Annotated in this window: 22 protein-coding genes and 1 pseudogene; 14 read left to right on the forward strand and 9 right to left on the reverse strand. The window is 64.8% G+C overall.

The genetic code is table 11. The annotated features are described in order from the left end of the window. The gene (locus RT460_RS02740) at positions 1-3,825 is read left to right on the forward strand and encodes a YhdP family protein (protein WP_313317015.1); all 3,825 of its coding nucleotides are present in this window, start codon (positions 1-3) and stop codon (positions 3,823-3,825) included. A gap of 48 nt (positions 3,826-3,873) precedes the next feature. Beyond that, positions 3,874-5,319, forward strand: a complete 1,446-nt coding sequence (tldD, locus tag RT460_RS02745; protein ID WP_313317016.1) for a metalloprotease TldD — start codon at positions 3,874-3,876, stop codon at positions 5,317-5,319. A gap of 213 nt (positions 5,320-5,532) precedes the next feature. On the opposite strand, the gene yjgA is transcribed toward tldD, so the two are convergent. After that, positions 5,533-6,126 (reverse strand): ribosome biogenesis factor YjgA, encoded by a 594-nt coding sequence (yjgA, locus tag RT460_RS02750; RefSeq protein WP_313317018.1) that lies wholly within the window; start codon positions 6,124-6,126, stop codon positions 5,533-5,535. A gap of 135 nt (positions 6,127-6,261) precedes the next feature. Here yjgA and pmbA point away from each other — a divergent pair, with 135 nt between their 5' ends. After that, positions 6,262-7,626 (forward strand): metalloprotease PmbA, encoded by a 1,365-nt coding sequence (gene pmbA, locus RT460_RS02755; RefSeq protein WP_313317019.1) that lies wholly within the window; start codon positions 6,262-6,264, stop codon positions 7,624-7,626. A gap of 108 nt (positions 7,627-7,734) precedes the next feature. Further along, on the forward strand, positions 7,735-8,109 hold the full coding sequence (locus RT460_RS02760; RefSeq protein WP_313317020.1) for a DUF4870 domain-containing protein: 375 nt from the start codon (positions 7,735-7,737) through the stop codon (positions 8,107-8,109). Between the two features lie 95 nt (positions 8,110-8,204). Here RT460_RS02760 and RT460_RS02765 read toward each other — a convergent pair whose 3' ends face one another. The 5 genes from RT460_RS02765 to RT460_RS02785 all read right to left on the reverse strand — a co-directional run bounded on the left by RT460_RS02765 (position 8,205) and on the right by RT460_RS02785 (position 13,032). Continuing rightward, positions 8,205-9,083 carry a farnesyl diphosphate synthase gene (locus RT460_RS02765; RefSeq protein WP_313317022.1) on the reverse strand — a complete coding sequence of 293 codons (879 nt, stop codon included), beginning with the start codon at positions 9,081-9,083 and terminating at the stop codon, positions 8,205-8,207. Next, a complete protein-coding gene (locus RT460_RS02770; protein ID WP_313317023.1) occupies positions 9,073-9,333 on the reverse strand; it encodes an exodeoxyribonuclease VII small subunit in 261 nt (86 codons plus the stop codon). The genes RT460_RS02765 and RT460_RS02770 overlap by 11 nt, the downstream gene beginning before the upstream one ends. A gap of 31 nt (positions 9,334-9,364) precedes the next feature. Next, positions 9,365-10,663, reverse strand: a complete 1,299-nt coding sequence (gene tilS, locus RT460_RS02775) for a tRNA lysidine(34) synthetase TilS (protein ID WP_313317024.1) — start codon at positions 10,661-10,663, stop codon at positions 9,365-9,367. 144 nt (positions 10,664-10,807) lie between these two features. Beyond that, positions 10,808-11,317 (reverse strand): WG repeat-containing protein, encoded by a 510-nt coding sequence (locus RT460_RS02780; protein WP_313317025.1) that lies wholly within the window; start codon positions 11,315-11,317, stop codon positions 10,808-10,810. Positions 11,318-11,331: 14 nt separating this feature from the next. Then, positions 11,332-13,032 (reverse strand): alkaline phosphatase, encoded by a 1,701-nt coding sequence (locus RT460_RS02785; protein ID WP_313317026.1) that lies wholly within the window; start codon positions 13,030-13,032, stop codon positions 11,332-11,334. A gap of 151 nt (positions 13,033-13,183) precedes the next feature. On the opposite strand from RT460_RS02785, the gene RT460_RS02790 reads away from it, so the two are divergent. The 7 genes from RT460_RS02790 (at position 13,184) to RT460_RS02820 (ending at position 20,468) form a co-directional block, all read left to right on the forward strand. Next, positions 13,184-14,509 (forward strand): dicarboxylate/amino acid:cation symporter, encoded by a 1,326-nt coding sequence (locus RT460_RS02790; RefSeq protein ID WP_313317027.1) that lies wholly within the window; start codon positions 13,184-13,186, stop codon positions 14,507-14,509. Between the two features lie 290 nt (positions 14,510-14,799). Continuing rightward, entirely contained in the window at positions 14,800-15,330 is a 531-nt protein-coding gene (locus RT460_RS02795; protein WP_313317028.1) for a hypothetical protein, read from the forward strand. After that, complete coding sequence (locus RT460_RS02800; RefSeq protein WP_313317029.1) at positions 15,327-15,971, forward strand: hypothetical protein; 645 nt, start codon at positions 15,327-15,329, stop codon at positions 15,969-15,971. Before RT460_RS02795 ends, RT460_RS02800 begins: the two co-directional genes overlap by 4 nt. Before the next feature lie 78 nt (positions 15,972-16,049). Further along, positions 16,050-17,477: an adhesin gene (locus RT460_RS02805; RefSeq protein ID WP_313317077.1), complete on the forward strand. Its 1,428-nt coding sequence runs from the start codon at positions 16,050-16,052 to the stop codon at positions 17,475-17,477. 143 nt (positions 17,478-17,620) lie between these two features. Further along, on the forward strand, positions 17,621-18,322 hold the full coding sequence (locus RT460_RS02810; RefSeq protein WP_313317030.1) for a C39 family peptidase: 702 nt from the start codon (positions 17,621-17,623) through the stop codon (positions 18,320-18,322). An 11-nt stretch (positions 18,323-18,333) separates the two neighbouring features. Further along, positions 18,334-19,101: a hypothetical protein gene (locus tag RT460_RS02815; RefSeq protein ID WP_313317031.1), complete on the forward strand. Its 768-nt coding sequence runs from the start codon at positions 18,334-18,336 to the stop codon at positions 19,099-19,101. 50 nt (positions 19,102-19,151) lie between these two features. Further along, positions 19,152-20,468, forward strand: a complete 1,317-nt coding sequence (locus RT460_RS02820) for a transporter (protein WP_313317033.1) — start codon at positions 19,152-19,154, stop codon at positions 20,466-20,468. Positions 20,469-20,523: 55 nt separating this feature from the next. Here the strand turns inward: RT460_RS02820 and RT460_RS02825 are convergent, their stop codons facing one another. From RT460_RS02825 to RT460_RS02835, 3 genes and pseudogenes are all read right to left on the reverse strand, one after another. Beyond that, positions 20,524-21,858 (reverse strand): sigma-54 dependent transcriptional regulator, encoded by a 1,335-nt coding sequence (locus RT460_RS02825; protein WP_313317034.1) that lies wholly within the window; start codon positions 21,856-21,858, stop codon positions 20,524-20,526. 190 nt (positions 21,859-22,048) lie between these two features. Next, positions 22,049-22,795, reverse strand: coding sequence for a C40 family peptidase (locus tag RT460_RS02830; RefSeq protein WP_313317035.1), 747 nt, complete (start codon positions 22,793-22,795; stop codon positions 22,049-22,051). A 105-nt stretch (positions 22,796-22,900) separates the two neighbouring features. Continuing rightward, positions 22,901-23,498: pseudogene (locus tag RT460_RS02835) on the reverse strand (C40 family peptidase). Positions 23,499-23,543: 45 nt separating this feature from the next. Here RT460_RS02835 and RT460_RS02840 point away from each other — a divergent pair. The 3 genes from RT460_RS02840 to gorA all read left to right on the forward strand — a co-directional run bounded on the left by RT460_RS02840 (position 23,544) and on the right by gorA (position 26,979). Further along, complete coding sequence (locus tag RT460_RS02840; RefSeq protein WP_313317036.1) at positions 23,544-24,023, forward strand: peptidylprolyl isomerase; 480 nt, start codon at positions 23,544-23,546, stop codon at positions 24,021-24,023. A gap of 183 nt (positions 24,024-24,206) precedes the next feature. Continuing rightward, positions 24,207-25,403 (forward strand): DUF418 domain-containing protein, encoded by a 1,197-nt coding sequence (locus tag RT460_RS02845; RefSeq protein WP_313317037.1) that lies wholly within the window; start codon positions 24,207-24,209, stop codon positions 25,401-25,403. Between the two features lie 223 nt (positions 25,404-25,626). Further along, the gene (gene gorA / locus RT460_RS02850) at positions 25,627-26,979 is read left to right on the forward strand and encodes a glutathione-disulfide reductase (RefSeq protein ID WP_313317038.1); all 1,353 of its coding nucleotides are present in this window, start codon (positions 25,627-25,629) and stop codon (positions 26,977-26,979) included. The last annotated feature ends 2 nt before the right edge of the window (positions 26,980-26,981 follow it).

Raw genomic sequence — 26,981 nt, forward strand, 5'->3', positions numbered from 1 at the left:
ATGACGACGTTGTTGCGCCACCGCCTGCGCCGTGCACGACGCTATGCATTGATTGCATTGGCGATCGTGCTGGTGGGCGTGGCCTTGCTGGTGGGCACGCTGAGCCAGCTGTTGCCGGCAGTGCAGGCACATCCGGAAAAGGTTGCCGCCTGGCTCAGTGAGCGGGCCGGGCAGCCGGTGGCGTTTGATCGGCTGCAGACCCGCTGGACCCGACGCGGCCCGCTGCTGCAGTTGGATGGCCTGCGCATCGGCCAGGGCGAGGGCGTGCGTATCGGCCAGGCCGAGGTGCTGGTGGCGGTGTACTCGGGCCTGTTGCCCGGCGCACCCCTGACCGAGCTGCGTCTGCGTGGCTTGGCGCTGACCTTGCAACGTGCCGAGGATGGGCGCTGGTCCGTGCTTGGCCTGCCCAGCAACAACAGCGGCGGCGATCCCCTCGACAGCCTGCGCCGGCTCGGCGAGCTGCAGGTCATTGGCGGCCAGTTGCAGGTGCAGGCGCCCGGAATTGGCTTGCAGACCCGTATCCCGCGTATCGACCTGCGGTTGCGGGTGGATGGCGAGCGTCTGCGCGTGGGGGCCAAAGGCTGGATAGACACGGCCGCTCCGCCGTTGACCGCCGTGCTGGATTTCCAGCGCAAGCAGGGTGACGGCCAGGCATGGCTGGCAGCCGAGCCGGCGGACCTGGGGGCTTGGGCGCCCTTGCTGCACGTGGCCGGCATACAGGCACGACAGGGGCGGGGCGAACTGCACGCCTGGGTGCAGTTGCACGATCACCGCGTGGTGGCGGTCACCGCCGCGGGCGAGCTGGAAAAGGTTGTGCTGTCCGGTGCCGCGCTGCCGGCAACCAAGGCAGCCCCGCAGGTGGGTTTGAACAAGCTGGAGCTGCGCGCGCGCTGGCAGGCCGGTGCTGATGGCTGGCGTCTGGACGCCCCCCTGCTGCGGATCGACAGCGCTGGCGGCAGGCAGGTGATGGATGGCTTGTTGCTGGCCGGCGGCAAGCATTTCGCGCTGCAGGGCAAGCAGGTGGATGTGGGGCCGCTGTTGCAGGTGGCAGCGCTGAGCGATGCGCTTGAGCCCAGCCTGCGACGCTGGCTGACGCAGTCACGGCCCTCGCTCCGCTTTGCCGATGTCAGCATCGCAGGTGAGCGCGATGGCCCGGTCCGCGCCAGCGGCGAGTTGCTTGATGCCAGCTTTGCCGCCGTGGGCGGCAGCCCGGGCATCAGCGGCCTGCGTGGCCATTTCCAGGGTGATGCGCAGGCGTTTTCGTTGGCGTTGACCCCCGATCACCTTGTGCGTTTTGACTGGCCCACCGGCTTCGGCGTGGTGCATGACCTGCATCTTGCCGGCGAGCTGGTTGGCTGGCGCGAGGGCGCGGGCTGGCAGGTGGGTACACCCGCACTGCGTGTACAGGGCGAGGATTACGCCGCCAACCTGCGCGGTGGCATGTGGTTCCAGGGCGATGGCACGCGCCCATGGATCAATCTGGCGGCCCAACTGGACGACGTGCCGATGACCGCGGCCAAACGTTTCTGGGTGCGCTCCCACATGAGCCAGGCGGCAGTTGATTGGCTGGATGCGGCGCTGGTCGATGGCCATGTGCGCAATGGCGTGGGTTTGGCGGTAGGTGACCTGGATGACTGGCCGTTCACCGGGCACAACGGCCGCTTCGAGGCGGGCGGCCATATCGACAATGGCAGCATCCGCTTCAATGAGCACTGGCCGTTGATGCGCCAGGTGAATGCCGATATCAACTTCATCGCCAACGGTTTCGAGTTGAACGGGCGTGGCGAGCTGGCCGGGGTCAAGGTGGCCAGCATGCAGGCTGGCATCGCCGACTTCCATGAGTCCAAACTGCGTGTGCAAGCCAGTACCGTCGATGACGGTGCGCGGCTGTTGGCGCTGTTGCGGCAAAGTCCGCTGCAGGCCAGCTACGGCGAAACCCTGGACAACCTGACGGTTGCCGGCCCGGCTGCGGTCAACTTTGACCTGATGTTGCCCTTGCACCATGAGGACGGCAAAAGCGAGCTGCGGGGTGAGGTCGAGTTGCGTGGCGCACGTCTGGCCGACAAGCGCTGGGACCTGCAGTTCGACAACGTGCAAGGCAAGGTGGTCTACAGCGACGATGGCTTTGATGCGCCCGCACTGCAGGTGCGCCATCAGGACCGGGACGGCGTACTGGCATTGCGCGCGGGCGGCTTCGCCAAGGAGCCGGGCAATGCGTTCGAGGCGGAGCTTGGGGCGGCACTGGATGCCGGCAAGTTGCTCGATCGCGCACCGGAGTTGAACTGGCTCAAGCCATATATCCATGGCACTTCGCAGTGGACGGTGGGGGTTACCCTGCCCAAGCAGGTGGCAGCCGGTGCGGTGACGGTGCCGACCATGCTGACCTTGCATTCGGACCTGCGCGGCACGCGCCTGCAGTTGCCAGCGCCCTTGAACAAGCCCGCAGCCGATGGCTTGGCAACGACCGTGACAGCTGCCTTGCCGATGGGTGCAGGTCGCATCGATGTGGCCTTCGGGCGGCTGATGGCGTTGGCCGCACGCAGCAACAATGGCAAGACCGGCGTGCAGGTCACCATGGGCAGCGACAGGGTCGCCCAGGAGCCGCCGGCCGACGGCTTGCAGGTCAATGGCCGTACCCCGTCGCTGGACGCGCTGGAGTGGATCAGCCTGGCCCGGGGTGGCAGCGATGAAGGCGAGGGCGGCTTGGCGCTCAAGCATATCGATGTGCTGGCCGACGAGCTGCTGCTGATCGGCGGCCACTTCCCGCAGACGCGGTTGCAGTTGCGGCCCGGCGCGGAGGCCATCGCGGTACGTCTGGATGGCCCGGCGCTGGCGGGTGATCTGCGGGTTCCCAATGCCGACGGTGCCGCCGTGAGTGGCGCACTGGATCGGGTGCATTGGCAGGCTGCACAGCCGGCAGCTGCAGCGGAGTCGTCGGATACCCCGACAACGCCGATCAACCCGGCAAAGATCCCGCCGTTGTCGCTGGATATTGAGGATCTGGCCTTTGCCAGCGTCCAGTTGGGCCAGACCCGGCTGCGAACCCAGCCGCTGGCCGATGGCATGCAGGTGCAGCAACTGCAGTTCCGCGCGTCCAAGCAGAGCATCGATGTGCAGGGCCAGTGGCGGGGCATGGGCGAGGCCGCGACCACCCGGGTCAGCGCCGACGTGAAAAGCGAGGACCTGGGCGACCTGCTGCAGCGGCTGGCCTACGGCGGCCAGGTGCGCGGCGGTGAGGGCCAAATCCAGTTGCAGGCCGGCTGGAGCGGTGGGCCGATGGCGTTCAAGCTGGCCAACCTGGAAGGCACGCTGGACATGAAGCTCCGCAACGGCCAGCTGTTGGAAGTGGAGCCGGGCGCTGGCCGTGTATTGGGGCTGCTCAGCGTGGCGCAGCTGCCGCGTCGGCTGCTGTTCGATTTCCGCGACCTGTTCTCCAAGGGCCTGGCGTTCAACCACGTCGAGGGCACGGTGCAGTTCGGTGACGGGCTGGCGCGCACTGACAAGGTCGCCATCGAGGCACCGGCGGCGGACATCAGCATCCGCGGCCAGGCCGACATGCGCACCCAGCAGTTCGACCAGACCATCGACGTCAACCCGCGCTCGGGCAACCTGCTTGCGGTGGTGGGCGCAGTGGCCGGCGGCCCGGTGGGTGCGGCGGTAGGTGCCGCGGCCAATGCCGTGCTGAGCAAGCCATTGGGTGAAATCGGCTCCAAAACCTATAAGGTGACGGGGCCATGGAAGGACCCCAAGGTGGAGGTGATTGATCGCGATGCGCCGCGCACGCCCCCGCCCGTCGTTACCCCGGCGGCTGCCAACAGCCCCTGATTCAAACGCTGGCTTGCCTCTGGCGCGCCAGCCCCCATCTGGAATGTCATGACAGACAACGCACTCACCCTTGCCGAGTCCCGCCTGCTGCTGCCGGCTGGACTGGATGCCAATCGCCTGGAACGCACCTTCGGCACCTTGCTGGGGCCGGGCATCGATTTTGGCGACCTGTATTTCCAGCACTCACGGCGAGAGAGCTGGAGCGTGGAGGATGGCATCGTCAAGGACGGCGCACACTCCATCGAGCAAGGCGTGGGCGTGCGCGCGATTGCCGGTGAGAAGACCGGTTTTGCCTATTCCGACGACATCCAACCGGCCGCGTTGCTGGCGGCCGCGCAGTCGGCGCGCGCCATCTCGCGTGAGGGCGGGGCCCAGGACGTTCGCTCGCTGGTGCGCGGCGGCGCCCGCGCGCTGTATCCGGCGCTGGACCCGGTCGACAGCCTCGGCAACGAGGCCAAGGTGGCGGTACTCAAGCGCCTGGACCGTTACCTGCGTGCCGCCGACCCGCGCGTGCAGCAGGTGATGGTGAGCCTCTCCGGCTCGGTCGACACGGTGCTGGTCGCACGCAGTGACGGCGTGCTGGCGGCGGACGTGCGGCCGCTGGTGCGCTTGAACGTGCAGGTCATCGTCGAACAGAGCGGTCGGCGCGAATCCGGTTATGCCGGCGGCGGCGGGCGCTACAGCTACGAGGAATTGTTTGCCGGCGAACGCCCCGAGGCCTTTGCCCGCGAAGCCCTGCGCCAGGCCCTGGTGAACCTGGAAGCCATTCCCGCCCCTGCCGGGGTGATGCCGGTGGTGCTGGGCCCGGGTTGGCCGGGCGTGCTGCTGCATGAAGCGGTGGGCCACGGCCTGGAAGGCGATTTCAACCGCAAGGGCACCAGTGTCTATGCGGGGCGGATCGGCGAGCGGGTTGCCTCCCCCGGCGTGACCATCGTCGATGACGGCACCCTTGATGGCCGCCGCGGCTCGCTGAACATCGACGATGAAGGCACCCCGACCCAGTGCACCACGCTGATCGAGGACGGCATCCTGGTCGGCTACATGCAGGACACGCTCAATGCCCGCCTGATGGGCGTGGCGCCAACCGGCAATGGCCGTCGCGAATCATTCGCGCACATGACCATGCCGCGCATGACCAATACCTATATGCGCGCCGGCCAGCACGATCCGCAGGAAATGATCCGCTCGGTGAAGAAGGGCTTGTATGCGGTGAATTTCGGCGGTGGCCAGGTCGATATCACCAGCGGCAAGTACGTGTTCTCGGCTACCGAGGCCTACCTGATCGAAGACGGCAAGATCACCGCACCGGTGAAGGGTGCAACCTTGATCGGCAACGGCCCGGAGACCATGCAGAAGGTGCGCATGATCGGCAACGATCTGGCGCTGGACGAAGGCGTGGGCATCTGCGGCAAGGACGGGCAGAGCGTGCCGGTCGGTGTCGGCCAGCCGTCGTTGCTCATTGATGGGCTGACGGTGGGGGGAACGCAGGCTTGAGGGTGTGGCTGAAGAGCCCCCTCATCCGCCCCTTCGGGGCACCTTCTCCCGCGTGAAGGAGAAGGGAATGCTGGCATTCGAGGCTGGCCCGGATTTCGCTCAAGTAGCAGTGACCCAATCCCTTCTCCCGCTTGCGGGAGAAGGTGCCCCGAAGGGGCGGATGAGGGGAAGTTTTTCGCTACAGAACTAAACCGGCAGCCCGCTCAATCCAGATCAATCCTGCTCGTCGTCGCCATCCACGTCATCGGCGTCGTCATCGCCACCAACTTCCGCGGTCGCATTCAGAACCGGTACCAGCATCAGCTCGCGCAACACCTGGTAGATCTCGCGATAGGCGCGCGGCGGCTTGTTCTTGGCCTTTTCGGCCAGCGCGTTGCGCACCAGCGTGCGCAGGCCTTGGCGGTCTGCTTGCGGGTATTCGTCCAGCAGCTCGCCCAGGGCGACGTCGCCCTCGGCCAGCAGGCGCTCACGCCAGCGCTCCATGCGATGCATGATCGCCACTTCGCGGCGCGAGGTCTCGCTGTTGGCATCGAGCGCGTCGCGGATGGCTTCCAGCGTCTCGTCTTCCTCGCGGCGCATCTGCTTGGCCAGGAAGGCCAGCTGCCGCTTGCGGGCACCGTGGGAGGTGATGCGCTTGGTGTACTCGATGTGTTCCAGCAGACCTTCCGGGATGGGCAGGCGCGCCAGCTGGGCTGGGGTCAGGTCCACCAGCTTTTCGCCCAGGGCCAGGACTTCCAGCGCCTCGCGCCGGTTCTGGCTGCGGCTTTCGCCCAAAAATTCGCCGGTTTCTTGATCGCGTCCGCGCATCGTGCTGCTACCTACTAAACTTCATGACAGGAAAGCCGGGTAGTTGCCAGGCTTCACGAGAAATCCCCCACATCCGACCGTTGGCCATGGAAAGCCCGTCGGATGTGAACTGATTCGGTCCACAAGGATAAAGCATTGAACGCCATTACCACCCAAACCGCGGGAACCGATGACAGCCTGCAACGGCTTGAGCAGCTTGCCGACATCTCCCAGCGGTTGCTGGAAAAGGCCCGTGCGATGGGCGCCAGCCAGGCCGAAGTCAGTTGCAGCGAGGACCGCGGGCTGGATGTGAACGTGCGCCTGGGTGAGGTGGAAACGGTGGAATCCACCCATGATCGCGGCATCGCCGTGACCGTCTACTTCGGGCAACGCAAGGGCAGTGCGAGCACCGCCGACCTGCAGGACAGCAGCCTGGACGCCACCGTGGCCCAGGCCTGCGCCATCGCCCGCCATACCGAGGACGATGCCGCTGCCGGCCTGGCCGATGCCGAGCTGATGGCAACCACTTTTCCGGACCTGGACGGCTGGCACCCCTGGGAGCTCAGTGCGGAGCAGGCCGTGGACCTGGCCCTTGCCTGCGAAGCCGCAGGCCGTGCCGATGCGCGCATCAGCAACTCCGATGGGGCCTCGGCCGCCACCGCACGCAGCCTGTCGGTCTATGCCAACTCGCATGGTTTCATCGGCCGTGACCGCAGCAGCCATCATTCCATCGGCTGCGCACTGATCGCAGGGCAGGGCGATGGCATGCAGCGTGATGGGTGGTACACCAGCGCGATTGCCCGCGAAGACCTGCAGGACCCCGTTGCAGTCGGGCGCCTTGCCGCCGAGCGGACGCTGGCACGCCTTCAGCCCCGTTCCCTGCCCACGGGCCAGGTGCCGGTGCTGTTTGCCGCCGAAACCGCACGTTCCCTGATCGGCCATCTGCTCAGCGCGGTATCCGGCGGCGCCCTTTACCGGCGCGCGAGCTTTTTGCTGGATAGCGCAGGCACGCAGCTTTTCCCCGATTGGTTTGCGATCGACGAATTGCCCCTGCTCAAGCGCGGATTGCGTTCCAGCGCGTTCGATGGCGAAGGCGTGGCAACCCGCAACTCCGCGCTGGTAAGTGCGGGCGTGCTGCAGCGGTACGTGCTGGGCAGTTATTCGGCGCGGCGTCTTGGCCTGCAGACAACGGCCAATGCCGGCGGTGTCCACAACCTGCAGGTTCGCGCAAATGCCGGTGATCGCGCTTCCATGCTGTCGGGTATGGGAACTGGCCTGTTGGTGACCGAATTGATGGGCCAGGGCGTCAATGGCGTGACCGGTGACTACTCGCGCGGCGCGGCTGGATTCTGGGTGGAAAATGGCGAAATCGCCTATCCCGTCGACGGAATCACCATCGCCGGCAACCTCAAGCAGATGTTCAGCAGCATCGAGGCGGTGGGTACCGACGTGGATCCCCGCTCGCATGTTTCGGTGGGTTCGATCCTGCTGGGTGCCATGACGGTGGCGGGTAACGATTGACGTAGTCTTGGCAAACAGCGGACTATTCTTAATGCAGCAGTAGTTCTGCCCTTATGGCGGAGCGCTGCCAAGCGTTACTACGCCCACTACAAGGATCTTGGGGAAACAATGAGCGATTATCAGAACACCACGCCTCCGCCGCCGCCGGCCAATGCACCGGCTTCGGATGACAACAGCATTGCCATGCTGGTGCACCTGTCGGGGATCTTCCTGGGTTTCATCGTGCCGCTGATCATGTGGCTGGTGAACAAGGACAAGCCCGAGAAGGCATTCCTGACCGAGAACTCCAAGGAAGCGCTCAATTTCCAGCTCACGCTGCTGGGCATTTATTTCATCAGCGGCATTTTGATGATCGTGTTTATCGGGTTCCTCACCTACGCAGCTGCGTGGGTTGCGGGTGTGGTTTTTGCGATTATTGCCGGCCTGGCCGCCAACAAGGGCGAGACCTACCGCTACCCGATGACCGTTCGCCTGATCAAGTAATCGGCGCGCTGGTTGTAAAGAAAAAGCCCGGGATTTCCCGGGCTTTTTCGTTTCTGCGGCGGCCATCATTGCACCGCCCGTGGCGGCACCGGCGATCAATGCGAACGGCGTACCGTCAGTTCGGCCAACGCTGCCAGCGGCGCGGCACGCTGGCCAAACGGGATCAATGCCGCCTGCATGGCGGTCGCCAGTTCGGCCAAGGTCGCCTTGGCACCGTCCATGCCCAGCAGCGACGGGAAGGTGGACTTGTGCTGGGCCTGATCCTTGCCGGCGGTCTTGCCCAACTGCTCCGAGCTGGCCTCGACATCGAGGATATCGTCGCGGACCTGGAAGGCCAGGCCCAGGGTGTCGGCAAAACTGTCCAACTGCGCCAGCTGGGCGTCGCTGGCTTCGCCGCACAGTGCACCCATGCGAACCGCTGCGCGGATCAGCGCGCCGGTCTTCAGGGCGTGCATGCGCTTGAGCTCCTCCAGCGCCTGCTCCTGACCGGTGGCATCGATGTCCAGTGCCTGTCCGCCGCACATGCCGGCAGCGCCGGAGGCGGTCGCCAGGGTCCGCATGCAGTCCAAGGCCAGGGCCGGCGGCATCCACGCGTCAGCCAGGATCTCAAAGGCACGCGTCTGCAGGGCGTCGCCGGCCAGGATCGCGGTCGCCTCGTCAAAGGCGATATGCGTGGTCGGGCGGCCGCGCCGCAGGTCGTCATCGTCCATCGCCGGCAGGTCGTCGTGGACCAGCGAGTAGGCGTGGATGAATTCCACCGCCACGGCCGCCGCATCCAATCGCGCTTCGTCGGCGCCGAACAGGTGGCCGGTGGCGTAAACCAGCATCGGCCGCATCCGCTTGCCGCCGCCCAGCGCCGCATAGCGCATGGCCTGGTGCAGGCGTTGCGGTGCTGCCTCGGGATCGGGCAGGGCGTGTTGCAGCTGTTCTTCCGTGCGTTGCAACCAACGGGTGAGCAGGGCTTCAGTCGTCATTGCCGCTGCTTTCAAAGGGTTCGGACTTCTCCGGCTGGGCCGGATCGGTCAGCAGGCGCACGCGCAGCTCTGCCTGTTCCAGCGCCTGCTGGCACTGCCGGTACAGGCCTACGCCACGTTCGTATGCGGTCAGCGACTGCTCAAGACTGAGGTCGCCGGCTTCCATCTTCTCGACCAGCTGTTCCAGTTCTTCGAGCGACTGCTCGAAGTGGGCGACCGGCGAGGTTTCATTGGGGGACTTCTTTGCCATGGGGCAAGTGTGAGCGGGCAATGGAAAAGGGTCAATTCACCTGATCTGGCGGTTGCCAGTGCAGGGTTGCCTCGTGGGCCCGCAACCAGTCCAGCAAGGGTCCGGACAGGACACGGTCGGCGGCCGCCAGCACCACATCGCCGTCGCATAGCAGCGGCAGGTGCGGGCGCAGCCACGGCGGGACATCGGATTGTTGCAGGCAATGCTTGAGTTGATGGCTGTGGCTGCGTCCGGACAGATGGATGCGTTCGCCGCCACGGCGCTGGCGCAGCTGCAGCGGCCGGTCGAATCCGCTGGCGCCCCGCAGGGTGAGGGTGCCGCCATCGGGGAGAACCGCCGGTGTGCCGCCGTCCCAGGTGCGCTGCCAGCCTGCGGGCCACGCTGCCAGCGGCGGCACCACGTGCAGTTGATCACGCCAACGCACGATACGGGCCTGCTGCCAGCGGAACGCCGCCTGCTGGTCGTGCCCGGCCTGCAACAACTGCTGCTGGATCGCGGCGACACCGCTGGCTGGCAGCGGCGGCAACTGATGGTGTTGCGCCCACCGCCGCAGCACCCGAGCCTGCTGCGGGTCGGCCAGTCGGCGCAATGCGCTCAGCCGCAAACTGCCGGCCTGGCTGCAGCATTGCTGCAGCAGATCTGCATCGGTTTCACCCAGCAGCTGCGCTGCCTGTGCTGCCAGCCCTGCGCTGCGCGCGATCGCGGCGCTGGCATGTGGCCAGCGTTGACGCAGCAGTGGGATGACCTGCAGGCGCAGGAAATTGCGGTCGAAATCCGGGCTGCTGTTGCTGGGGTCCTCGATCCACTGCAGTTGGTGTTGTCTGGCATAGGCTTCCAGCTCGGCACGCGGACATTGCAGCAGCGGGCGCCACAGCATGCCGTTGCCGAACGCTCGTTGCGCCCGCATCGCCGCCAGGCCATCGACACCGGCACCGCGCAGGGCGCGCAGCAGGAAGGTCTCGGCCTGGTCGTCCTGGTGATGGGCCAGGGCCAGCCACTCGTCCTTGCCCAGGTGCGTCTTGAACGCAGCGTGGCGGGCCTCGCGCGCAGCGGCCTCCAGGCCTAGTCCGCTGTCGCGTGGCACGTCGACGTTGACGGTCACCAACGGCACAGCCCACTGCGCGCACAGCTGGCTGCAATGCCGTTGCCAGTCATCGGCACGGGGGTGCAGGCCATGGTGCACGTGCAGGGCGCGCACACTGCCTTGCCGACGCCTGCGGGCGTTGACGAGCAGATGCAGCAGCACGGTGGAATCCAGGCCGCCGCTGAAGCCGACCATCACCGGTCGGTCACTTGCGGCGTGCAGCAGGGAAGGGGGAAGCGGAATCATGGCCGCGCCGAGTATCGGTGGCGACGGCCCTGCCTGCAATTGCAGCCGCCAGCGCGCAGGAGCGGGCCACGGCGCAAAGCAGGCAATGTGTCGCTGACAACCCGGCGCAGGTCATCGCCGCGATCTGGGTAAAGGCAGGCCTGGCTAGGGCAGGCGTTTGCCCTGGCGATCGATGTGGTAGTGCGTGCCGCCGACGATGGACGCGTGGCCATCGGCATCGGGCTTGCCGGGGTGACAGTCCTGGCAGACCTCGGCAATTCCGTCCTTGAACGGCCAGCCCCAGTCGAAGCTGTCGGCGAATGCTGGCCGTAGCTGCTTGTCGTAGTAGCTGATGCGGCCGTTGATGCTGGCCCGGGTCAGGCCTTCTTCAAAGTAATCGGGCCCATTGTCATAGGTGATAACCGCCAACCGGCGGCCATCACCACGGAGGTAATAGTGCTGCTTGCCGACAAGAATGGCGGACAGCCCATCCGCATCGTATTCAAGCCGGGCCAAGGCAGCCGGGGTGATTTCCAGCGTGCCATCCTTGCCTAGCTGGCAGCCATCGAGAACCTCGAACATCGAGGTGTCCATGCGGTAACACGGCTCGGCGGCCAGTGTCATGGCTGCGGGCAGGGCCAGTGACAGCAATGCCATCACTGACCAGCCCTTCATGTGCCCGGGTCGGCTCACGGTGCCTTGCGTTCAAACCTGGCCGGCTGCGGCAGCTCCACCGGTACGCCGTGTGCGTCGCAGGTGCCGACGCTGCACAGGCGTTCGCGCAGGCGCGGGGTGGACTGCACGATCAGGTGGTAGATCGTGTTCTGTTCCAGCGTGCCGCGCACGGCCTTGCTGCCGGGGCCACGCGCCCAGATGCCGACGTCCTCGCCACCATGTGATTCGGCCTTGGCCGGCACCAGTGCTTCCTGCATGTAGTCCGGGTGCTCGGTGTCGACGTGGGTCAGGTCCGGGCGACCGTTGGCCGATTCAAAGCTGCTCGGGGCGTGCGGGAAGCGCTTCGGGCCGGCGGCCTGCTGGTTGCTGGCACCGGTGTAGCCGGGACCATTGGCATAGCTCAGGGTGGTGTACGGCAGGCCCATGCCATCGCGGGCCAGGTCCAGTGCGCCGATCCCGTCTTCGCCGCCCTTGTCCTTGACCTTGCCCAGGATGGCATTGCCACGCGCCGGGTAGCCGACGAAGTTCAGCGTATGCGAGTGATCGGCGGTGACGATGATCAGCGTGTCCTCGGCCGATGTCGCCTCCACTGCGGCCTTGACCGCGTCCGACAGTGCGATGGTGTCGCCCAGGGCACGCGCGGCATTGCCACTGTGGTTGGCGTGGTCGATGCGGGCGCCTTCCACCATCAGCACGTAACCGTCCTGGTGCTTGGACAGGTTGGCGATGGCGGCGCGCGTCAGTTCGGCCAACGAGGGCTCGCCAGCCGGGTCCTTGGCGCGGTCCTGCTCGTACTGCATGTGGTCCGGTTCAAACAGGCCGAGCAGTGCCGGGGCATTGCTCGCTGCCTTGAGCTGGTCTGCGTTCCACACGTAGGCGCCCTGCGGATGGGCCGCCTGCCATTCGGCGACCAGGTTGCGCCCGTCCAGGCGCAGGCCCACCTTGTCGGCGTATTCCGGGTCCTGTTCGTTGATGGTGGTGAACTGCCCGCGACCACCGCCCAGGGCGACCTGCGGGCCGCGCCCGTAACGCGAGGAGGACAGCAGCTGCTGGGCAATATCCACGCACCCCTCGGTCTTGGCAGCGGCGGGCAGGTCGACGTCGGCCTCCCAGTTGCGCTCGGGCGAATGGGCGTAGGTTGCCGCTGGCGTGGCATGGGTCAGGCGCGCGGTGGACACCACGCCGGTGGCCAGGCCGGCGCTGTCGGCCAGCTCCAGCCAGGTCAGCAGGCGCTTGTCGAGGCTGTCAGCGCAGTTGCTGCGGGTGCCTGCGCTGACACCGATGGCGCCCATGTGGCTCTTCACGCCGGTGGTGATGGCGGTCATGGTGCCGGCGGAGTCCGGCGTCTGCGAGTCGGTGTTGTAGGTCTTGCTGAACGCCGTGGCCGGGAATCGCTCCCACGACAACAGGTTTTCTTCACCCGGGTTGCCGTTGCGCTGGCCTTCCAGGATGCGCGCGGCGGCGACCGTGGTCAGGCTCATGCCGTCACCCAGGAACAGGATGACATTCTTGGCCTTGCCGGCCATGGCACCGTTGCCGGCCGCCCGCGCCGCGCCGTCGCGGTACCACCATTGCGGTGTTTCCCCGTCCGGATGGGTGATCCGGGGCACGTCGACGCTGATGGCGGAGGCCTGTCCGGAAGGGGCGCCGGTACTGGCGCAGGCGCCCAGTAGCAGGGTGGACAGGGCGGCGGACAGGAAGCTGGCTTTGTGCATCGTGGGTGTTACCGCTGGATGAAGACAGACCCCCATTATGGTCAAGCCCAGAAGGCATGCATATGACACGCAGCTTTTCTGTGTGGGCATCGTGCTGGCAGGGGGCTTGCGTTATCGTGAGAGCCTTCGATTTGTTCTCTGGATTCGCAATATGAATGTGGTTTCTGCCTGGCTGCGGATCCCCTTCTGGCAGCGGGTGGTCGGCGGCTTCGTGTTGGGAGCGCTGGCCGGCTGGGCGCTGGGGCCGGCTGCCGAGACCTTTTTTGGTCCGCTCGGCGAGCTGTACGTCACGCTGATCAAGATGATCGCGGTACCGCTGGTGTTCTTCGCGGTGATCAATGCGATCGGCTCCCTGCACGGGCAGAAGTCGGTGGCCGCGCTCAGTGGTCGGACGTTCCTGTGGTTCGTCATCACCGCTGCGCTGGCGGTGGGTATCGGCTTGCTGGTCGGCACGGTCATGCAGCCCGGCACCGGTGGCCTGAAACTTGCGGTGGACTCGGCCTATACGCCGCGTGACGTGCCCTCCGTGGCCAAGGTGCTGATGGACGTGGTGCCGTCCAACGTGTTCTACGCGTTGTCGGGCATCGGCACCAAGGCAAATGCCGCAGGTGAGCAGGTGCTGGCGGCCGGGCGTGGTTCGATCCTGCCGGTGATCTTCTTTGCCGGCCTGCTTGGCTTTGCGATGGTCAAGCTGGGCGAAAAGGTCAACGAGGCGCGCAAGCTGGTCGGCCAGATGAGCGAGATCATGATCCAGGTGACCCGCTTCGTGCTGGAGATGACGCCGCTGGGTACCTTTGGCCTGATTGCCGGCCTAGTGGGCAGCTATGGCTTCGAGAAACTGCTGCCATTGGGCAATTTCGTATTGGCGCTGTATGTGGCCTGCGCGCTGCATATCGTCATCGTCTACAGCGGCCTGCTGTTGGCGCACGGTCTGAACCCGTGGAAGTTCTTCCGCGGTGCGGCGCCGGGCATGCAGGTAGCGTTCGTGGCGTCCTCCAGTTTCGCGGCCATGCCGGTGGCGATGCGCTCGATCACCGACAACCTGGGGGTCAACAAGGATTACGCCTCCTTCGCGGTGCCGCTGGGCGCCAGCATCAAGATGGACGGTTGCGGTGCGATCTACCCGGCGCTGTGCGCGGTGTTCATTGCGCAATACACGGGCGTACCGCTGACACCGGAGCAGTACGTGATCGTGTTGATCGCTTCGGTGCTGGGCAGCTTCGGCACGGCAGGTGTGCCGGGTACGGCGGTGGTGATGGCCACGGTGGTATTGAGCGCAGCCAACCTGCCGTTGGAGGCGATCGGCTACCTGTATGCCATTGACCGCATCCTCGACATGATGCGGACCATGACCAACGTGACCGGCCAGATGGTGGTGCCGGTGATCGTGGCCAAGGAAACCGGGCTGCTCGACCAGCAGGTCTACGAGGCTGCGGGTACGCCGGCCATGGGCCGTGGCGGCGATCGATTGTCCTGACCGCGTTTGCGCATGCGCAGCAAGGCCGGCCCAGTGCCGGCCTTTTTCTTGCCTGTAGCAGGCTGTAACAGCCCCCTGTAACAGCCCTGGTACACCTCGCCGAGAGCCCGACTATGGCGGGCTGGCGCCGGCGGTTTGGCTGGCAGGAACCGTGCGCGCGGGCTGTGCTGTTGTTACAGGGATACAGGTGTCAATCGCGTGCATGGCCTGCATGTTGTTGTTTTAGCTTGGAAAATGTCGTTGGCACGGTAACTGCTCTTTATCACCCGTTGATTTGAGTGGACGGCGCCATGGACAGCTCGACGTTTCATCGGATGTGCGCACTAGCAGGTTTGTTGATGGCCGGCCTGGTGATCGGCCAGGCCGAGGCTTCCGGTGCGCGGCAGGGTGTAAAGCCACAGCCGGGCGAGATCGTTCTGCTGCGCGACGTGTCCGCGCGTCCGGCCTACCGGATGCAGCCGCCGGGCATGGCGCTGATTGCTGATCCGTCGCCGCGCAAGGAGCTCAGTGCTGCACTGGGTGTCGGTGGCGTGGATGAGTTGAGTGATGCCGACTATGCCGGCATGGATTCCAGCCTGGCCGATCTGGCCGGCTCGCGGCACGGCCAGACCACGGTTGAGCGGGTCGCAGAAGGCGTCGTCGGCGGCACCATGGGTCGGGTCACTGGGGAGGGTGGTGCGCTGTCCGGCGGCCAACTCTCGCGCGCCATCGGTGGGCCGATGGGTGCGGTGGGCGGCGCCACCCGCGGCATCGGTGACCAGGTACGTGGCGCATTGGCGCAGTTTCCGCTGGGGCAGCCGGGCGGGGCGGGTGGCAAATGAGCAGCCGCGCATCCAACGTGTCCGTCGGTCTGTTGCTGGTCCTGGGGCTGGTCATCGGCCAAGCCGCTCCCGCGCAGAACGTGGCAGATGGCTACAACGGCATGCTGTCCTATCTCTCGGCCGACAGCCGCATCGACGGCAGTGCCTTGGCCGGCGCCAATGGCTCGATCAAGATCAACCAGGCCGCTGGTGAGCTCAACCTGCAGGCCAATCTGCACAGCATGGCCAGCGGTGGACGGGCGCAGGCCAACGTCGACGCCAGCCAGCTCCAGCAAGCTAACCGTTTCTCTACACCGACCTTGGCCACGGCCACGATCGGCGGCAATGCGCTGGCCGGGGCCAGTGGCATCGCATCAATCAATCAGGCCAGCGGTGGCGGCAATACGGAGCTGAACTCCGTGAGTGCCGTGCTGGCCGCACAGGGCATACGCGAGGCAAGCGACGAGGCAATGGCCGCGTCTGGCGCACTCGCGTCGGCGGGGGACCAGCCTGCCATCAGTGATCCACGTACAACCCGACGAGTGGGCGTGGAGGCATCCGCATTGCGCGGTTTCGATGGCGTGCTGCAACTCAATCAAATCGCGGGATCCGGCAACGCAACGGAGAACAGATTAAGCATCTCCGTGCAGGGCAGCCCGTGACCACTGTTCCATCCACCCGATGCACTACCAGACTGAATGAGGGGCACCATGAAAGCGAACAAATGGACTGTACTCGCCATGGCGGTTTCCGCGCTGACCCTCAGCGCGGCGGCCAATGCGGCGGATGACAAAGACCAGAGCGCGAACATCGATCACCAGCACAACGTGACCGAGACCCGCACCAATACCAACACCAACACCGACACCAATACGCTCACCAACACCACGACCAACACGGCCACCAACACCAACGTCAACACCAACATCGATACCGATGTTGACCTGAAGTTGGATGCGGCCGCCACCCTGCGTTATTCGGACACGCGCTCCAACGTGGAGCGGACGCGTTCGACGTCCAACGAGGAATACGAGAACATCCAGAAGACCTCGAACGTCAGTGCCGACGAACGCAAGGAAAAGAACAACCACGGCGTCGACGTGAATCTCGAAAAGGACATGCGTCTGAGTTCGGACGTCAATTTCTCGGGTGATCCGACAATCACCGGCGATATCGACCTGGATTCAGCGGCCATCGCCATCATCGACAACCGCCAGTCGATCTCGGGCAACACCGCCGAGAACGGCCTGCTGAGCAACGATGCCTCGATCGGCGATGACGTGGGCTCCAATGCATCGGGCAACCTTGGCTTCAACGTCGCCGCCGGTGACAACAATGCCCAGGACAACGCGGCTGCGCTGTCGGCGGCTGATGCTTCCTTCAGCTTCGGCATGGCCGATGCGGAAGTGTTCGTGAACCAGAGTGGCATGAACAACTCGACGATGAACAACGGCGTGACCAACGCTGCTGCCATCGGCGGCAATGCCTTCTCCGGAGCGGCAGGCAACATCGGCGTCAATGTCACCTCGGGCAACAACAACGAGCAGAAGAACGCTCTGGCTGCCTCGGTTGCCACCAGCGCCTACGCCACCTCGAGCATCAGTTCCAACCAGGTGTCTTCGGGCAATGATGTCAGCAATGATGGCTACTACGACTACGTCGTGAACACCTATGCCATCAACATGTCGGGCAAGGTCACGGGCACCACCCGTGGTACGGGCACCGGCCAGTATGCAGGCACGGGCAACTCCTACCAGAAGACCAACTTCTACCCGGATAACTGGAACGGCAACTCGCACCAGGGTGGCAGCCAGACCGGCCACACCGATTGGGACAACCAGACCCAGGGCGCTGTCGCCAATCCCAACCGTCCGGGCGTGGGTGGCATGGCATGGGATACCGATGAGAAGGGCAACCTGAGCTTCTCGGAAATGGGCACCGCCGATCTGACGGCCAGCCTGAGCGGTACGGTGGTGGATATCGACTGGATCGCGGTTGACGCGACCAATACCGCCAGCCTGTCCGGCAGCGCGTTCTCCAATGCCTCCGGCAACATCGGCGTCAACGTGTCCTCGGGCACCGGCAACCTGCAGGCCAACAGCCTGGCCTTGGCCGTCGCACAGCCGTCGACCGGCGGTGGTGGCGGTGGCGGGGAAGGCACCCCGTAAGCAGGCCAACGTTGTACAGGATTGTTCCCCTGTCCTGAGCAAGGCCCGGTCATCCGCCAATGGCCGGGTGTTCCGGGAGTCCCGGTTCCCCTCCCCCGTGGAGCCGGGGCTCCCACCTGATGATCACGTGGAGATGCTGCCCCATGTTTTCCCGACTGCTGCTGATCACTTGTCTGTTGCTGACGATGCCTGCCCAGGCAAGGGCGGGCGAGGTGGCGTTCAACAGCGTTCTGCCCAATGGTGCGTTGTACAGCGGACAGGTCGAGAGCATGAAGGAGCGGCGTTTCCGCAACCTGGTTCGCCAACATACCGATTACAGCTGTGGCGCAGCTGCACTGGCGACCATCCTCAAGCATGCCTATCACCTCAATACCGATGAGGCGACGGTGATCGAGGGAATGATGGGCGTGGCGGATCCGGAGCTGGTGCGCCAGCGTGGCTTTTCACTGCTGGACATCAAGCGTTACGTGGAATCGCTGGGCATGCGCGGTCGTGGCTATCGCATTGACGAGGAGCGGCTGAAAGGCTTGCGGGTGCCGGGGCTGGTGCTGATGGATGTGCGTGGCTTCCGCCATTTCGTCGTGCTCAAGCAGGTGCGCGACGGCAAGGCGGAGCTGGGGGATCCGATCCTGGGCAACCGGGTGATCCCGCTGCAGGACTTTCTGGATGCCTGGCCTTCGCGCGCGGTGTTCGTGGTGATCGGGAGTGACTTCGATCGCAATACCGTGCTGCTACAGCCCAGTGAACAAATCAGTGCACGTGCCTTGGCGGCGCGCCAGGGCAATGGGCCCATTACCGATGCGGAGCTGGTCGACTTCGGCTTCACCCATGCCGACCTGTTCTGAAGGAGTCAGCAATGAACTACGTCCCCCCCGCAGTATTGGCAGCGGCCATGGCGCTTGCGCTGCCCGCCCATGCTGCTGAGCCTGCCGCCGCTGCACCGGGCAGTGGCCTGCATGAGATCCCCGACGAAGAACTGGGCCAGATGCGTGGCCGCTATACGGTCGGCGGCAATGAAGTGGCCTGGTTTGGCGTCACCATGATTTCCACCTGGCAGGCGGCCAGCGGCCAGACCCTGCAAGGGGCCCTGCGCATAGGCATGGATTTTCGCAACGGTGGCTCGCCCAAGGTGAGCTTCACCCCCAGCGTCACCGTTACTGCTGCCAATGCGCCCTTGCCCGACAACATCGGCCGCAGCATAGATGGCAGCGGCCTGGACAACGTGGCTGGCCTGAGCCAGAGCGTACAGATCGCCGGCGACGGCAACCGCGCCAGCAACGTATTGCATCTGAACGTCCGCAACGATGGCGTGGTGCCGCTGCATGAGGGTGGTGGCACAGGTAGCGCCAGCGCACAGCAGGGGGCGGCCAGCGCGGTTGCCAGTTTCGACGGAAATTCCGCGCGCCTGCAGCTGCAGGTGCAAGGGCAGGGAGCCGTGCAGCAGTGGATGCGTAGCGGCGGTATGGGGCAGAGCATCCAACTGCTCGGTGACGGGCAAGTGGCACAGAACCTGGTGCAGATCGACCTGGTGAAACAGTCGCTGGTCGGCAACCTGCCGCTGTCGCAGAACGTGGCACAAGCCATCGCGCTCAATCGGGGGATTGGCGGGGTAGGCGGGCAATGAGGCCGGGCCGGTCAGTGCCGGTGATGAACAACAAGCAGAGGACCGAAACAATGAACAGACTGGCGATGGCGGCGCTGGTGAGTCTGGCTGTGGTTTCGCCCACGGTGGCGGCGCAGGAGGCAACTAGCGGCAACCCGAACGAAGAAGATGTCAGAGCCCTGGTGGCGCAACTGGAGTCACTGAAGGCCAGTTACGCGCAGGAAGTCCGGCGTCTGCGTGAGCTGGACATGCAGGTGCAGGCAATCCAGGCGCGGGTCAGTGGCAAGACGGCACAGGCCCTGCCAGCACCTGCGCAACCCGCAGCGGCTCCGGCTGCTGCAACCGCAGCGACTGCGGCCACCCCGCCGCCCACAGGCGAAGGGTATGCCAGTACCGCGGCCGAAGCGCAGGAGGCAAAAGAAGCCGCGCGGCGCAGTGTGGATGACGTCAAACAACAGCAGTCGGCCTTGTTCAATCGCCGCCTGACGCTGGAAAACAGCATCACCTACGCGCGTTATGACCGCAAGCAGCTCACCCTCAACGGTTTTTTGGCCTTGGACGCGATCTTCCTGGGCAATATCGCCATCGAGAACGTGGAATCCGATTCGCTTACCTACAATTTCGCCGCGCGTTGGGGCGTGAACCCGCGCCTGACCCTGAACCTGGACGTCCCTTACATCGCGCGCAAGACCATTTACCAGAAGGGCGGTGCCGGTGGTTCGGCAGCGGCTATCGCGCAGGAGGAGACCAATGGCACGGGTATCGGCGATGTCACCGTCAGTGCCAATTACAAGTTGTTCGGCGAGCGCGGATGGCGTCCCGAGACCGTGCTGACGGGCGGCGTCACGGCACCGACGGGTCGCGAGCCCTACGGTATGGACTGGAAGGTGATCGAGCGTGACGATGATGACTTCATCCGTTTCGCCGTTCCGTCGGAGCAGCCCACCGGCAACGGCGTGTGGCAGGCCAACATCGGGCTGTCAGCCGTCAAGACGGCGGACCCGGCCATCCTGTTTGCCAACGTTGGCTACATCCATTCGTTCGATCGCAGCTTCGACGACATCGACTCCAACCCCGATACGGTAAATCCCGGTGACGTGCGCCTGGGCAAGTCGTTCTACTTCGGTGCCGGCATTGCGTTCGCCTTCAACGAGCGCACCAGCCTGAGTATTTCCTTCAGCGACAAGCTCAGTGCGCGTGCCTCCACCCGCTACAAGGACGGCAAGTGGATCAAGATGATCGGCAGTGATGCCAACGCCGGCACGTTGAACCTGGGTGTGACCTACGCGCTGACATCCAAGGCGACCTTCGTGAGCATGCTGGGCGTCGGGCTGACGCCGGATGCACCGGACTTCAGCCTGTCGTTCAAGGTCCCGTACATGCTGTAGACCGTTTGCGGCGCCGCTTTTGCAAGGTCTGTGATCGCCGGCGTCGCAGCGGGCTTCAGCGCAGCGTATCCAGGGTCAGTTGGTGCTTGCGGCACAGGCGATAGATCGTTACCCGCGAGACCCGCATGAGGCGCGCACAGGCGCTGACGTTGAATTGGCTTTGTTGCAGGCAGGAAAGCAGTGTTTCGCGTTCGGCATGGATGCGTGCGTTGTCCAGTTGCCCGCCTTCCAGCGCGGTGCCGGCGCTGCTCAGTTCAAGGTCAGCGCAGCTGATCAATTCACCTTCGGCGGTGATGGCCGCGCGCTGCACCCGGTTGAGCAGTTCGCGCACGTTGCCCGGCCAGCTGAAGCGTTCCATCGCCTGCCGGGCTTCACTGCTGTAGCCGCGGGCGCGGATCTGGTGCAGCCCGCGGAATTGGCGCAGGAAGTGATGAGCCAGCAGGTCGACGTCTCCGCCGCGTTTGCGCAGCGGGGGCATGGACAGGCGCAGGACGTTGAGCCGGTAGTACAGGTCGCGGCGGAAGCGCCCGTGTTCCACCGCCTGTTCGAGATCGACGTGGGTCGCCGCCAGGATGCGTACATTGACCGGGATGGGCTGGTTGCTGCCCACGCGCTCGATGGTGCCTTCCTGCAGTACCCGCAGCAGGCTGGTCTGGGCATCCAGCGGTAGATCGCCAACCTCGTCGAGAAAGACAGTGCCGTTATGCGCGGTCTCGAACAAACCCTGGCGTCTGCTGGTGGCACCGGTGAAAGCGCCACGCTCGTGGCCGAACAACTCCGATTGCACCAAGGTCGCTGGTATGGCGCCGCAGTTGATCGCCTGGAAGGGCTTGTCGGCGCGTGTCGACAACTGGTGCAGCGCGTGTGCGGCAACTTCCTTGCCGGTGCCGGTTTCGCCGGTGATCAACACCGGAAGGTCCACCGGCGCATATTTGCGCAGCGTCGCACGCATGGCCAGCATCACATCGCTCTGCCCAAGCAGCGTCTGCAATACCTCGCTGGCGGTGGCAGACGTCTGTGCGTCAAGGGTCTGCAGCTCGCGCAGCAGGCTGTTCAGATCCGGAGGGTGGGGGAAACGCTGCCGGCATGCGGCCAGCAAGGGGTGGTCGGTAAGGCAGCCGGTGGCAGAGGCGGGGGTGATGGCAAACAGAGGCATGTGCTGGTGCTCGGCGGTGAACCTGCCGATCCGCTCCAGCTCACTGTCCGAGCTGCTGCGGAAGTCGATCAGGCCAACCACCGTGTCACCGCCACGCATGCCGACGTCGGCGGGTTGCTGGGGTAATACCGCACGTATCTGCCAGCCATCCGCAGCCAGCATCACTTTTTCTCGTTCCCCCGGTTTTCCGAACCAGATCACACATCGCCTGCTTGACTCGGATACGGCTGCCATGCTGGTCACCTCTCCTTTCGGCGCCACCATATACCTGTCATTCGGACAGGTGCAATCACATCGGGCGGCTTAATAGGAACCTAGCGGGACGCGCTCCCTATTAATATTTGTGGCGGTGGTCAGCGTCTTGCTGGCATGAAAAAAGCCGCGGTGGGCCGCGGCTTTTTCTGCAAACCAGAGCGTGGCCCGTTCAGAGCGCCATGCGTCGTGCCTGCATGAATTTATCACCCCAATAGCCGGTCAGCAGGGTGTCGGTACGGACATCCTTGCCGGTGCTGGGGGCGTGCAGGAAGCGGCCTTCACCGACGTAGATGCCTACATGGTCAACCCGGCCCTTGCGGCCGAAGAACACCAGATCCCCGGCAGCCAGCGCCGAGCGGTCACGGATCAGTTCGGCATTTGCCTGGTTGGCCATTTCGCGGGAGACGCGGGGCAGCTCGACACCCAGCGCGGTGCGGAACACGTAGCCGACCAAGCCGCTGCAGTCGAAGCCTGCATCCGGCGAGCTGCCGCCCCAACGGTACGGGGTGCCCAGCAAGGTCATGGCCCGGCGCAGGATGGACTGCACCTTGCCGTCGGAATCATTGGCCAATGCCGCATCGGTGGCAGCTGCCACGCCCTTGGAAGCGTCATAGGCGGAGATCAATCGGCCGAGATCACCGGCGAACATCGCCGAGCGGTCCATAAGCGGGATGGTGTCGCTGGCGGCCAGATGGGGAAGCAGCGCCGCCAGTGTGGCGGTAGCGGCTGCGTCGGTCCTGCTGCGGGCCGGCTCGGCCTTGGCTACAACCGGGCGGGCGACGTGTTCGGCATCAGCGGCGCTCTGGGCGAAGGCCGGCAGGCTGGCGACAGCCAATGCAGCGGCGCACAACAGGCGACGGATCGAGCGGTTCTGGTACTTGGGCTGGTCCGGTTGGGACGTGTTTTCAGTCGTCACGCGGCAGTCACGAAAAATTTCGATGGGCGATCATGCCTTGTGAAACGTGTGAGTAGGTACAAATTTCGTTAAATTATCGTTATTTATTGTAGCGAATTGCTCATTTCATCGTAAAACGCGCTTCGCGCCGGTGTAATGGTCGCGCCAGTACGCGCCGTCCAGGTGATCCATGCGCACGGTGCCGCCGGTGCTCGGGGCATGCACGAAACGGCCTTCGCCGACATAGATGCCGACGTGCCAAACGTTGCCTTTGTCGCCGAAAAACACCAGATCTCCGGCGGTAAGTCTGTCTGTAGCGATCTTCGGTCCCTGGATGGCGGCCAACTCCCGGGAGGTCCTTGGCAGGTTCAGCGCCAACATGTCGCGATAGACGTAGGTGACCAGCCCGCTGCAATCAAAGCCTGACTCCGGGGTGTTGCCGCCATAGCGGTAGGGCGTACCGACCAGGCCAAGGGCGCGCATGGTCACCGACGTGGCCGCTGCCGGGTCGGCCGGCGCCACGGGCGTGTAGGTGCGGCTGGGGACCGGTGCGGCAGAGCGCTTGGGCGGGGTGTGGCCGCAGGCGCTGAGCAGCGCGACGGTCAGGAGCGCGGCGGACAGGCGCCACGAGCGAAAGCGGAAAACTGGCGTGATGTGCATGGAGCCCGGATAATGCGCCACCTTAGAAGGCCGTCATCATGGCGGCGTCCCCGGCGGCCGACAAGCCGTCCCAACGTCTGCCAGCGGGCAGCCACAGATAGAGTTGCGCATGAAGATCGAAAAAGACCGCGTCGTTCGTTTCCATTACACCGTCTCCGAACAGGGCCAGGAGCCGATCGAAAGCTCCAAGGACCGTGATCCGCTGGCCATCCTGATCGGCCACGGCAACATCATTCCGGGCCTGGAAGCGGCGATGATGGACAAGGAAGCCGGCGAGAGCTTTGGCGTTGACGTGAAGTCGGCCGATGCCTACGGCGAGCGTCGTGAGGGCATGACCCAGCGCGTTCCGAAGAAGCACTTCGGCAACACCCGCCTGGTGCCGGGCAGCCAGGTCATCCTGCAGACCAACTTCGGCCCGCGTGCAGTCACCGTCGAGAAGGTCGGCATGACCGTGGTCGACGTCGATCTGAATCACCCGATGGCCGGCAAGGACCTGCATTTCGACGTGGAAATCGTTGAAGTGCGCGAAGCCAGCGAAGAAGAAGTGCAGCACGGCCACGTCCACGGCGACGGCGGTCACCACCACTAAGCGCTTGCCGCAAGGTGTTGCGACAGAACGGCCCGCCAACGCGGGCCGTTCTGCGTTGCAAGGCCTGAGCGCGCCGGGGCGCCCCCGTAGTGCCGTGCCCGGAATGGTCCCCGTCGTGGATAGCTCGGCAGTACATCGGTCTGCATGCTCTAATCGCGCACCTGTTGTCGAAGGATGTCGCCGTTGTCCTCTTCCGCTTTCCAGCCTGTGGCAGCCAACGAGCGTATCGTCACCTTGGATGTGCTGCGCGGCGTTGCCTTGTTCGGCATCCTGCTGATGAACATCGAAGCCTTCAGCGGCCCGCTGGATCTGTCCTTCACTGGCATCGATCCGCATTGGACCGGCTGGGACTACTGGGCCGATGCTTTCGTCTATGTGTTCGTGCAGGGCAAGTTTTTCACTCTCTTTTCCCTGCTGTTCGGTGCCGGCTTCGCAGTGATGGCGCAGCGTGCGGAGGTGGCGGGGCGCGAGTTCACCCTGTTTTACCTGCGACGCAGCCTTGGCCTGATGGTGATCGGGCTGCTGCATGCGGTGTTGGTGTGGTCCGGCGATATCCTTTTTTGCTACGCATTGCTGTCGTTTGCACTGTTGGCGTTCCGCGAGGCGCCGCGCAGCTGGCTGCCTGCATTGGGTGTGGCCACCTATCTGGCGGCCGCCATGTTGATGCTGGTGCTCGGCGCGGTGATGGCGCTGGTGCCTGACGGGGACGCGGCTGTGATGACGAATGAGGCATTGGCATCGATCCAGGCCCAGCGCGATGTATATGGGCAGGGCAGCTATCTGCAGGCAGTGGTGCAGCGTGTGAGTGATTTCCGCAGTGCCTTGGGAGCCTTGTTGGTAGTAGGTCCGCAGGTGCTGGGAATGTTCCTGCTGGGCGCATGGTTTGCGCGCAGTGGCGCCATTGCCGAGCCGGCGCGTTTCACCCGCTTGTGGCAGGTCATGCGCTGGGGCGCATTGCCGTTGGGCCTGGCGGTCATGCTGGGCAGCGTTGCGCTGCAGCCCTATCTCGCGCCGGGCAGCTTTGGCGTGCGCAGTGGCTTGGCATACGCGCTGACCTCGGTGGCTGGCTTGCTGATGTGCCTGGGTTATCTGGGGTGGGGCGTGCGCTGGAGCCACGCGCTCAGGTGGGCGGCGCCGGCCGGACGCATGGCATTGACCAACTACCTGGGCCAGTCGCTGGTCTGCACCCTGGTGTTCTACGGTTATGGCCTGGGCTGGTTCGAGCAGGTGGGGCGCGCGAGCCAATTGCTGTTCGCGGTGGCGCTGTTCGTGGCGCAGGTAGTGCTAAGCCATGTGTGGCTTCGGTATTTCCGTTTCGGGCCGGTGGAGTGGCTTTGGCGGGCATTCACCTATCTTGGCCTGCCGCAGCTGCGGCGCTGAAAGCGCCGCGGCGCAATGCTGTCGCCTGTGCCAGCCAGTCTCAGCTGGTGTTCGCAAAAGCGGAGTGCGGGCAATGCCGCCAGCAATCAATCACACCGGTTCGGCAGCGTGACATGGCATGCTGCCAACGAGCATGAGCCAGGAGTGAGCAGACGATGATCGAACGGATTGCCAGACAGAGCGCTGCAATGGATCTGTCACCTTGCGACGGCGGGCGCGTGCCATGAGTGCACGCAATTATGATGTGGTGGTACTGGGCGGCGGATCGGGCGGGCTGGCCGCTGGCTTCCGTGCCGCCTCCTACGGTGCCAAGGTGGCCATGTTGGAGCCTGCAGCGCTGGGCGGAACCTGTGTCAACGTGGGTTGCGTGCCGAAGAAGGCGATGTGGCTGGCAGCTGATCTGGCCGAGCGCATCGGCCTGGCACGCAAGATCGGCTTTGACCTGCCAGTGGAGCCTGCGCTGGAGTGGCCTACGTTGCTGGCGCGGCGCCAGCAGTACATTGCCAACATCCACACCAGCTACCAGAAGCGTCTGGATGAAACCGGCGTGGTCCGCATCAGCAGCCGTGGTCACCTGGTTGATGCAAACACGGTCCAGTGCGAAGACGGCACCCAGTTCAGGGCCGAGCACATCGTCATTGCCACCGGTGCGCATTCGCTCAAGCCCACTCTGCCAGGCGCCGAGTTGGGGGGCGTGTCCAACGACTTCTTTGCCTTGCAGTCGCGCCCCGGGCGCGTTGCGCTGGTGGGTGGCGGTTATATCGCAGTGGAGCTGGCCGGCGTCCTGCGCGCGCTTGGCAGCGAGGTTGCACTGCTGGTGCGCGGCCAGCGCCTGCTGGACAAGTTTGATGCCGAAGTGGCCGACCAGCTCGCAGAGAACCTGCGCTTGCAAGGGGTAGAGCTGCACTTTGGCTGCCAGGTGAAGTCGCTTGAGAAACAGCAGGAGCGTATCGCTGCTCAACTGCAGAACGGACCGCAACACGCCGTGTTCGACACCGTGCTGTTTGCCACGGGGCGCGGTCCCAATACGGCCGGTCTGGGCCTTGAAAAGGCGGGGGTGAAGCTGGATGGCAAGGGGGCCATCGAGGTGGACGAGTACCAGAACACCTCCGTGCCGGGCATCTATGCCGTGGGTGATGTCGCCGGAAGGGTGACTTTGACCCCGGTTGCCATCGCCGCAGCCCGTCGCTTGATGGATCGGGTATTGGGCGCGCAGCCCGAGGCGAAGCTCGACTACGACAATATTCCCAGCGTGGTGTTCGCGCATCCGCCGTTGGGCACGGTGGGCTTGAGCGAAGAGGAGGCTTGCCGTCGTTTCGACAAGGTCACCACGTACTACAGCCGCTTCCGCCCGATGCTGCAGGCGCTGGGACAGGGTGAAGTACGCAGCCTGTTCAAGATGGTATGTGCCGGCGACGAGGAAACGGTGGTGGGCATCCATCTGCTGGGCGAGGGCGCCGACGAGATCCTGCAAGGGTTTGCAGTGGCACTCAAGGCCGGAGTGACGCGGCGGCAGATGGAGGAGACAGTAGCTATCCATCCTACCTCCGCTGAGGAAGTGGTTCTGATGCGGTAAGT

The organism is Stenotrophomonas sp. (assembly GCF_032061965.1).
Taxonomy (GTDB): Bacteria; Pseudomonadota; Gammaproteobacteria; order Xanthomonadales; family Xanthomonadaceae; genus Stenotrophomonas.